The organism is Helicobacter sp. T3_23-1059, from assembly GCF_053654515.1.
Map to the genome: position 1 here is coordinate 1 of NZ_JBSIUV010000072.1, position 8,233 is coordinate 8,233.

The window sequence follows — 8,233 nt, forward strand, 5'->3', positions numbered from 1 at the left end:
AAATGAACGCACAAAATCTAATCGCAAAAGTTTGGGACTACGCAAATATATTGCGCGATAGCGGGGTGAGCTACACGGACTATGTCGCGCAGTTAAGCTACTTGCTGTTTTTAAAAATGGAGAGTGAAATCGCACGCGTGAATCCTAGCGCAAAATCAATGATACCAAAAGAATTTCGCTGGGAGATTTTAAAAAAGCTCGATGGTTTGGAGCTAGAGAGCGCGTATAGTAGGGCTTTAAACGAACTATCCAAACAAAGCGGGATAGTCGGCACGATTTATCAAAAAGCGCAAAACAAAATCAACGAACCCGCTAAACTCAAACGGCTTATAAGCCTAGTCGATGGCGAGACTTGGCTAGGGCTTAGTGTCGATGTCAAAGGCGCGATATATGAGGGGCTTTTGGCAAAAAACGCTACGGAGACAAAGGCTGGGGCGGGGCAGTATTTCACGCCAAGAGTGCTGTGTGAAAGTATCGTGCGGCTTATGCGCCCCACGCCTGAAATGTCCGTGTGCGACCCTGCGTGTGGGACGGGCGGATTTTTACTTGCGGCATACTCGTATATGAAAACACAGAGCAAAGATAGCGAGATTTTGCGCGCTTTGCGCGAGGATAAACTCTATGGCAAGGATATAACACCGTTAGTGGTAAGTCTGTGTGCGATGAATCTCTTTTTGCACGGGCTTGGCGTGGGCGATATGGGTGCGGATTCTAAAGCGCAACGCCCATTAGTCATAGAGGGCGATTCGCTTTTGGAGCTAGGCAATGTGCGCTTTGATATGATTCTCACAAATCCACCTTTTGGCAAAAAATCTAGCACCAAAATAATGGGCGAAGATGGGAGCGTAAAGCGCGAGAGTGAGACATACACGCGAAGATTTTATCGCCACTACGAGTAATAAACAGCTAAATTTTCTCCAACACATTATGAGTCTGCTAAAAATCGGTGGCAAAGCTGCGGTGGTTTTGCCTGATAATGTGCTTTTCGAGGGCGGGGCTGGGGAACGCGTGCGAAAGCGACTTTTGAGTGAATTTAACCTGCATACGATTTTGCGTTTGCCCACAGGGATATTTTACGCGCAGGGCGTTAAGGCAAATGTGCTGTTTTTTGATAAATACGAGCCTTTAAGCAAGGGGCTACGCACGGATAAAGTGTGGGTGTATGACTTGCGAAGTAATGTAAATCTAAGTTTGGTTAGCAATCCTTTGAGTGCGGAGCATTTGAGCGACTTTGAGCGGTGCTTTTGCGCGGATAATTTTGATGGGCGCGTAGAGAGTGAGCGATTTAGGGCATTTAGCGCGGAATCTATTTTGGCAAGTGAGAAGGCAAATTTGGATATTTTTTGTCTAAAAGATGAGAGTTTGGGGGATTTGGAGGTTTTACCTGCTCCGCGTGAAATCGCTACGATGATAAAAAACGACTTGCAAAGCGCGATGAGAGAGTTTGAGAGCGTGTGTTAGATTTTGGTTTAATGCTTTTTTACATAGTTTGTATGCGAAATTGCGACTAAGCGATTTTATAAGCGAAGTTAGCACATAATTATCACAAAGTTTAAATTTTAAAATGTGCAAAAATTATCTCCTATGTTTGCGTAATTGTTGTTGCACATTGTGTCTTATCATACATTCATTTTTATCAAGTCTATCACATTTAATTTGCAAACAAAATTAAAGATTTTTGCTTATAATTACAAGATTATTTTGGATTTCATTTTACATTTTTAGGATACAGGTGGCGTAATGATTTTTAACGAAGATTCTCGCGTAAAGATTCCAGCACTCCTTACGCTTAGCCGTTTAGGGTTTAGCTATCTCTCGCTAAAAGATTCTGCATTAAAAGACTTTATATTGCAAGATTTTACGCTACAATCTTTAGCGCAAAAAACGATTGAAAGTCCGCATAAATACGACATTTTCTCCCCCCCCCCCCCGCTAGCGCGTGGGTAAAAGATAGATTTAACTATCCCTGCCTAAACCTAGAATCTCCACAAAACTACCTTTTTGCAAATCTTTTCACACAAAGTATCGCCAAAATCAACCCACACGCCGAGACAAACGACATAAAAGCCACGCTCCAAGAATTGCTTTTAAGCCTAGATTATGATGATTTGGGGCGGACATTTTACACGCGCCTTACCCACACCACAAATAGCATAAAGCTAATCGACTTTGAAAACTTTGCAAACAACACATTTCACGCTATACCAGAGCTTACTTACAAAAATGGCGATGATGAATTTCGCCCCGATATTACGCTACTTATCAATGGTTTGCCCCTCGCCTTTATCGAAGTGAAAATCCCGCATAACAAAGAAGGCATTATCGCAGAGTATGAGAGAATGCACTCCCGCCTTGCCAATAAAAAATTTAAAAATTTCTTTAACGCCTTGCAGATTTTAGTTTTTTCAAACAACCAAGAATACGACAGCGATAGCACACAGAGCATTAGCGGGGCATTTTATGCTACGGTTTCAAGCGATAAACTTTTCTTAAATCGTTTTAGAGAGCAAGACTTTGACACACTAGCCCAAAATCTCCTCCCGCTAGATGCACACTATGACGCACAAGAAAATGCGATTTTGCAAGACAATAACGCCATAGGCATTAAAAATGCACCAGAATTTCACACAAACAAAGAAATATCCACGCCCACAAATCGCCTCATTATCTCGCTTTTTAGCAAACCTCGCTTAGCCCAGCTCCTAAAATACGGCATAGCTTATGTAAAGCATCAAGACACACAAGGACAAAGCATACAAAAGCACATTATGCGCTATCAGCAGTTTTTTGCCCAGCTAGCGCTTAAAAATGCACTTGATAAAGGCACGAAACGAGGCATTATTTGGCATACGCAAGGTTCAGGCAAAACAGCCTTTGCGTTTTATAATGTCAAGTTTTTGCAAGATTATTTCGCACATAAAGGCATATTAACGAAGTTTTATTTTATCGTTGATAGGCTAGATTTAAAATCTCAAGCACAAAGCGAATTTGAAGCGCGAGGCTTGCGTGTGCGCAGTGTGAATAGCAAAGCAGAGCTACAAACTATGCTAAAAGACAAATCCGCCATTAGCAACGCACAAGGCGCAGATGAAATCACCATTATAAATATCCAGCAAATCCCGCAAGATACGCAGATAATCCCAAGCGATTATGCTATAAGTTTTCAGCGAATCTACTTTATCGATGAAGCACACCGAAGCTATGCACAAAATGGCTCATATTTAGCAAATCTTTTGAGTTTGGATAAAGATGCGATTTTTATCTCTCTCACAGGCACGCCACTTTTAGGCAGCAAAAATAAAGCCTCTTCTACGGACATTTGGGGCGATTATATCCACCAATACTACTACAATGATTCTATCGCTGATGGCTACACTTTGCGTCTGATTCGCGAGGACATACAGACACACTACAAAGAGAATCTAAAACAAGCCATAGCAGAGATTGAGATAAACAACAAAGATTTAGCCATAGCCCAAATCTACGCGCACAAAAAGTTTGTAACCCCAATGCTAGAATTTATCGCTAATGATTTTAAAAAGGCGCGGATTATGCACGACTCCACGCTAGGCGCGATGATAGTTTGCTCTAGCTCTAATCAAGCAAAAACATTTTTGAAGTCTTTGAAGCCACTTACAAAGCCCACGCCCCAAACGACAAATGCGCGCTAAACTCCGCCGCACTCATCTTGCACGATATTGATGACAAACCCACGCGCAAACGCAATATAGATGATTTTAAGAAAGGCAAAATCGACTTGCTCATCGTTTATAATATGCTCCTTACAGGCTTTGACGCCCCACGCCTTAAAAAACTCTATCTTGATAGAAAGATAAAAGAGCATAGTTTATTGCAAACCCTAGCGCGTGTAAATCGCCCTTACAAAGATTTTCGCTACGGCTATATTGTGGATTTTGCCGACATTAGCGCAGAGTTTGACAAAGCAAATCAAGCCTATTTTGCCGAGCTTCAAAGCGAGCTAGGCGATGAGTTTTGCAAATTTAGCCATATTTTTAAAACCCAAGAGCAAATACAAAACGATTTAGAATCCATAAGATTAGCCCTTTTTGACTATGACACGGACAATTTAGAGATTTTCTCACGCCAGATGAGCGAGATAAACGACAAAGCAACGCTATATGAGCTACGCAAAGCATTAGAGTTAGCCAAAGAGCTACAAAACGCAATCCGCATTCAAGGCGACAATACACTAAAAGCAAAGTTTGATTTTAGCGATTTTGCCACATACTCCAAGCTCCTAAACGAAGTAGAGCGCAAAATCGCCACACTAAATTTCAAAGAAGCACTAGATTCTAAAACCGACATAAGCAAATGGCTAAATCTCGCTATGGAGGACATTTTATTTAGCTTTGTCAAAGTCGATGAAGTCGAATTGCAAATCGCAGATTCTTACAAATCCGCACTCGCCCGCACAAGAGAAGCCCTGCAAAGCAATTTTGACAAAGCCGACCCGCAATTTTTAGCCCTAAAAGACGCACTTTTAGCCCTTTTTGCCAAAAAAGATTTAAGCCAAATCACACAAAAAGACATAGAAGCAAACACCAAAGCCCTAGATAGCCTTTTTGCACAAATCACCGAGCTAAACCGCACAAACGAGCTAATCGCGCACAAATTCAGCGGAGACTACAAATTCGCGCGAATCCACAAACGCATAAAAGAGCAAATCCCACCAAACCTAACCCCCACGCAGTCCAAAAAGCTAGAAATGCGCGTTTGTGAATCCCTGCAACGCATAAAGACACAAACCGACAACGCCCTTTTAGCAAATCAGCACTTGCTAGATAATGAAGCGTTTTTTGAAGCGCAGATAAAATCCCTTGTCGCGCAACAATGTAGCGAGATTTTAGGTGAGATTTTGCCCACACCAAAAGCGACAAAATCGCCACAATCCACGCCAGATTCTACGCTAGATTCGAGCCAAAGGCTAGATTTTATCGCCCAACTCATCACAAAAGAATATCTTAATCAATACACTATGGAGGTAGCATAATGACACACACAAAAAGAGCCACACCAAGCACGCCACACGCGACAGATTCAACCACACCAAACGCAAAACCCGCGCCACAAAACGCCACGCAAAGCACACAAGACGCCCAAAGCCAAATCATAGCCATTATCGACAAGCTAAAAGCCACTTGCGCAGCTTATGGATTAGGCAATGACGGCAATGAATACAAAATCATCATTACTATGTTTCTCTACAAATTTTTAAACGACAAATTCGCTTGCGAGGCAAAAAACGCCGATTCAGAGCTAAAAATAGCAGGCAAACAATGGGAGCAAAAAATAGCAACCTACACAGAGCAAGACTATCAAACCCTCCTTTACAAAATAGGCACAAAATCCGCGCATTTGCAAAGAGAGCATTATCTATCCGCGCTCTACTCAAGCCAAAACGAGCCAGATTTCGCCACCACACTAGATTCTACGCTTTTAGCCATTGCCGAGCTAAACAAAGATATTTTTGCGATTAAAACAGGCGGTGGGCAAAAAGTCCAACTCTTTGAATCCATTAGCAACTACATTGTCGATATTTCAAACCGCGACAATTTCGCTCGTGCCTGCCTAAGTCCGCTTATAAATTTTAGCTTTGAGGACATTTTCACGCAAAAATACGACTTTTTCGCCACCATTTTTGAATACCTCATCAAAGACTACAACAAAGACGGCGGAGGCAAATACGCCGAGTATTTCACGCCTCAAAATGTCGCACACATTATGTCGCGCATTTTAGTAGGGCAAGATAGCCCAAAATCCGTTCAGGCTTATGACCCAAGCGCAGGAAGTGGCTCACTTCTTATGAGTCTAGCCCATACAATAAGCGAGGATAGATGCTCTATCTACTCCCAAGACATTAGCCAAAAGTCCTCCACTATGCTTCGGCTAAATTTGATTTTAAATAACCTTACCCATTCTATCGCAAATATCATTCAAGGCAACACGCTTACCACACCCCAGCACAGCGACAAAAGATTTGATTTTATCATTTCAAATCCCCCTTTTAAACTTGATTTTAGCGATTTTAGCGACACTCTAAAATCCCTCCCAAACGCAAACGAGCGATTTTTCGCTGGTATCCCAAATGTGCCTAAAAAAGACAAAGACAAAATGCCTATTTATCTTTGCTTTTTACAGCATATCATTTACTCTCTAAACGACAAAGGCAAAGCCGCCGTAGTCGTCCCCACAGGATTTCTAACCGCCCAAAGCACCATAGAAAAGACAATCCGCCAACGCCTAGTGCGCGAAAAATCCCTAAAAGGCGTAGTCTCTATGCCATCAAATATTTTCGCTACCACAGGGACAAATGTCTCTATCATTTTTATCGATAAATCAGATTCGCACAATGACAACAAAAAGGTTTTACTAATGGACGCCTCCAAACTAGGGAGTAAAATCAAAGAGGGCAAAAATCAAAAAACGCTTTTATCAAATGCAGAGGAAAGCAAAATCATAAACACCTTTTTAGCAAATGAAGCGATAGAGGATTTTAGCGTCCTAGTGGATTTTGAAAGTATAAAAGCCAAAAGCTACTCATTCTCCGCAGGGCAATATTTCGCGGTGAAATGCGAGCATATCGATATAAGCGAGGCAGAATTTAAAAGCAAAATTGCAGATTTTAGCGAATCGCTTAATGCGCATTTTAAAACTTCGCACAATCTCGAATCGGAGATTCTCACACAAATCCAAAATCTAAGGTTTGGGGAATGAGAAAAGTTAGTTTAAAAGATTGTGGAAAATATGTTTTGTCGCCCAAAATCTCCACTAATGATTTATCACAAAATAATTATATAACAACGGACAATATGCTACCAAACAAAGCGGGAATTAGCAAAGCAGAAAATGTGCCTTTAAATTTAAAAGTTACGCAATTTTTAAAAAACGACATATTGCTTTCAAATATTAGACCATATTTTAAGAAAATTTGGTTAGCAGAATTTACGGGTGGTTGCTCGGCTGATGTGTTAGTTTTTAGGACAAATGAAAAATATGACCCCGCATATATTAAATATTGTTTATCGCAAGATTCTTTCTTTGCTTACAATATGGCAGGTTCAAAAGGCTCAAAAATGCCAAGAGGCGATAAAAATCATATTTTAAATTTTAAACTCTTGAATCTAGACTTGTCAAATCAAAAGAAAATAGGGCATTTTCTAAAATCCATTGACGACAAAATCGCGGTGAATAATACAATAAACGCGACTTTGGAGAATCTCGCAAAGGCGATTTATGAATATTACTTCGTCCAATTTGACTTCCCCGATATTAACGGGCGACCTTACAAATCAAGTGGCGGAGCAATGACATTTAACCAAACCCTAAACCGCCAAATCCCACAACATTTTGAAGTGCTGTTTTTGAAAGATAGATTAGTCTTTGAACGAGGCGAGGAATACGGGACTTCTGCGTATATCGAGGGCAAACAAAATAAGGATTGTATCAAATTTTACCGCGTGGGCGATATGGATAATTCAGGCAATACTTACATAAATCAAACGCTTTATAATGAATGTCCCAAAGTTAGCATAAATGATTTGTTAGTCTCTTTTGATGGTAGCGTAGGCAGAATCTCTTATGCACTAAATGGCACATTTTCATCAGGTATAAGAAAAATATATGATAAAGAAAATGTTTTAAATTCTGCAACTTTGTATTTTATTTTTAGCGATAATTTTATTCAATCCACGATTAAAAAATATGCGGTGGGAACAAATATATTGCACGCTGGAAGTGCTATTGAATATCTAGCTATCCCATATAATGAACAAATCTATGTAACTTTTCAAAATTATGTTACGCCGATTTTTGAAAAAATGAAGCAAAATAAATTAGAAAACGAAAAGCTAAAATCTTTGCGCGATTTTCTTTTGCCATTGCTCCTAAACGCCCAAGTGCGAATCTAACCCCATCTTTTGTCATACCGACAACTTTTTATTTGTCATACTGAGCGTAGCGAAGTATCTCAAAGATTCATACAATATAGGTATTTCAGTTTCTTGAGAAAACATCAATATGACAATATGGGTGATCCTCCCTCTCTTATCACGAGGGGCTATGGGGCGGGTATCTTTTAACAAAACAAAATTAGATTCCAAAATCTTAAAATCCTAAAATTCTGTGATTCTAAATAAAAATCTCTTTGTAATGTTAGAGTGATTTAGAGAATCTTGACCCACCCCCAAACCCCCTCCGCAATGGGAGGGAGCTT

At 40.4% G+C, this 8,233-nt stretch carries 7 protein-coding genes; all 7 read left to right on the forward strand.

All coding sequences use genetic code 11. From position 1 onward, the window contains the following. On the forward strand, positions 1-899 hold an 899-nt coding region (locus ACWIX0_RS12190; protein ID WP_454174259.1), incomplete at its 5' end, for a type I restriction-modification system subunit M. After that, the gene (locus tag ACWIX0_RS12195; protein ID WP_454174260.1) at positions 859-1,461 is read left to right on the forward strand and encodes an HsdM family class I SAM-dependent methyltransferase; all 603 of its coding nucleotides are present in this window, start codon (positions 859-861) and stop codon (positions 1,459-1,461) included. The genes ACWIX0_RS12190 and ACWIX0_RS12195, both read left to right, overlap by 41 nt. Positions 1,462-1,740: 279 nt before the next feature. Then, entirely contained in the window at positions 1,741-1,947 is a 207-nt protein-coding gene (locus tag ACWIX0_RS12200) for a hypothetical protein (protein WP_454174261.1), read from the forward strand. Next, positions 1,905-3,671 (forward strand): DEAD/DEAH box helicase family protein, encoded by a 1,767-nt coding sequence (locus tag ACWIX0_RS12205; protein ID WP_454174264.1) that lies wholly within the window; start codon positions 1,905-1,907, stop codon positions 3,669-3,671. The genes ACWIX0_RS12200 and ACWIX0_RS12205 overlap by 43 nt, the downstream gene beginning before the upstream one ends. After that, on the forward strand, positions 3,611-5,011 hold the full coding sequence (locus tag ACWIX0_RS12210; protein WP_454174265.1) for a type I restriction enzyme subunit R domain-containing protein: 1,401 nt from the start codon (positions 3,611-3,613) through the stop codon (positions 5,009-5,011). Before ACWIX0_RS12205 ends, ACWIX0_RS12210 begins: the two co-directional genes overlap by 61 nt. Then, the gene (locus tag ACWIX0_RS12215) at positions 5,011-6,735 is read left to right on the forward strand and encodes an HsdM family class I SAM-dependent methyltransferase (RefSeq protein ID WP_454174262.1); all 1,725 of its coding nucleotides are present in this window, start codon (positions 5,011-5,013) and stop codon (positions 6,733-6,735) included. Before ACWIX0_RS12210 ends, ACWIX0_RS12215 begins: the two co-directional genes overlap by 1 nt. Further along, a complete protein-coding gene (locus ACWIX0_RS12220; RefSeq protein WP_454174263.1) occupies positions 6,732-7,928 on the forward strand; it encodes a restriction endonuclease subunit S in 1,197 nt (398 codons plus the stop codon). The genes ACWIX0_RS12215 and ACWIX0_RS12220 overlap by 4 nt, the downstream gene beginning before the upstream one ends. Positions 7,929-8,233 lie beyond the last annotated feature (305 nt).

Bases quoted from the DNA above. Each gene is read 5' to 3' on its own strand.
- ACWIX0_RS12200 (WP_454174261.1), top strand. From the start codon at position 1,741: ATGATTTTTAACGAAGATTCTCGCGTAAAGATTCCAGCACTCCTTACG.
- ACWIX0_RS12215 (WP_454174262.1), top strand. From the start codon at position 5,011: ATGACACACACAAAAAGAGCCACACCAAGCACGCCACACGCGACAGAT.
- ACWIX0_RS12220 (WP_454174263.1), top strand. From the start codon at position 6,732: ATGAGAAAAGTTAGTTTAAAAGATTGTGGAAAATATGTTTTGTCGCCC.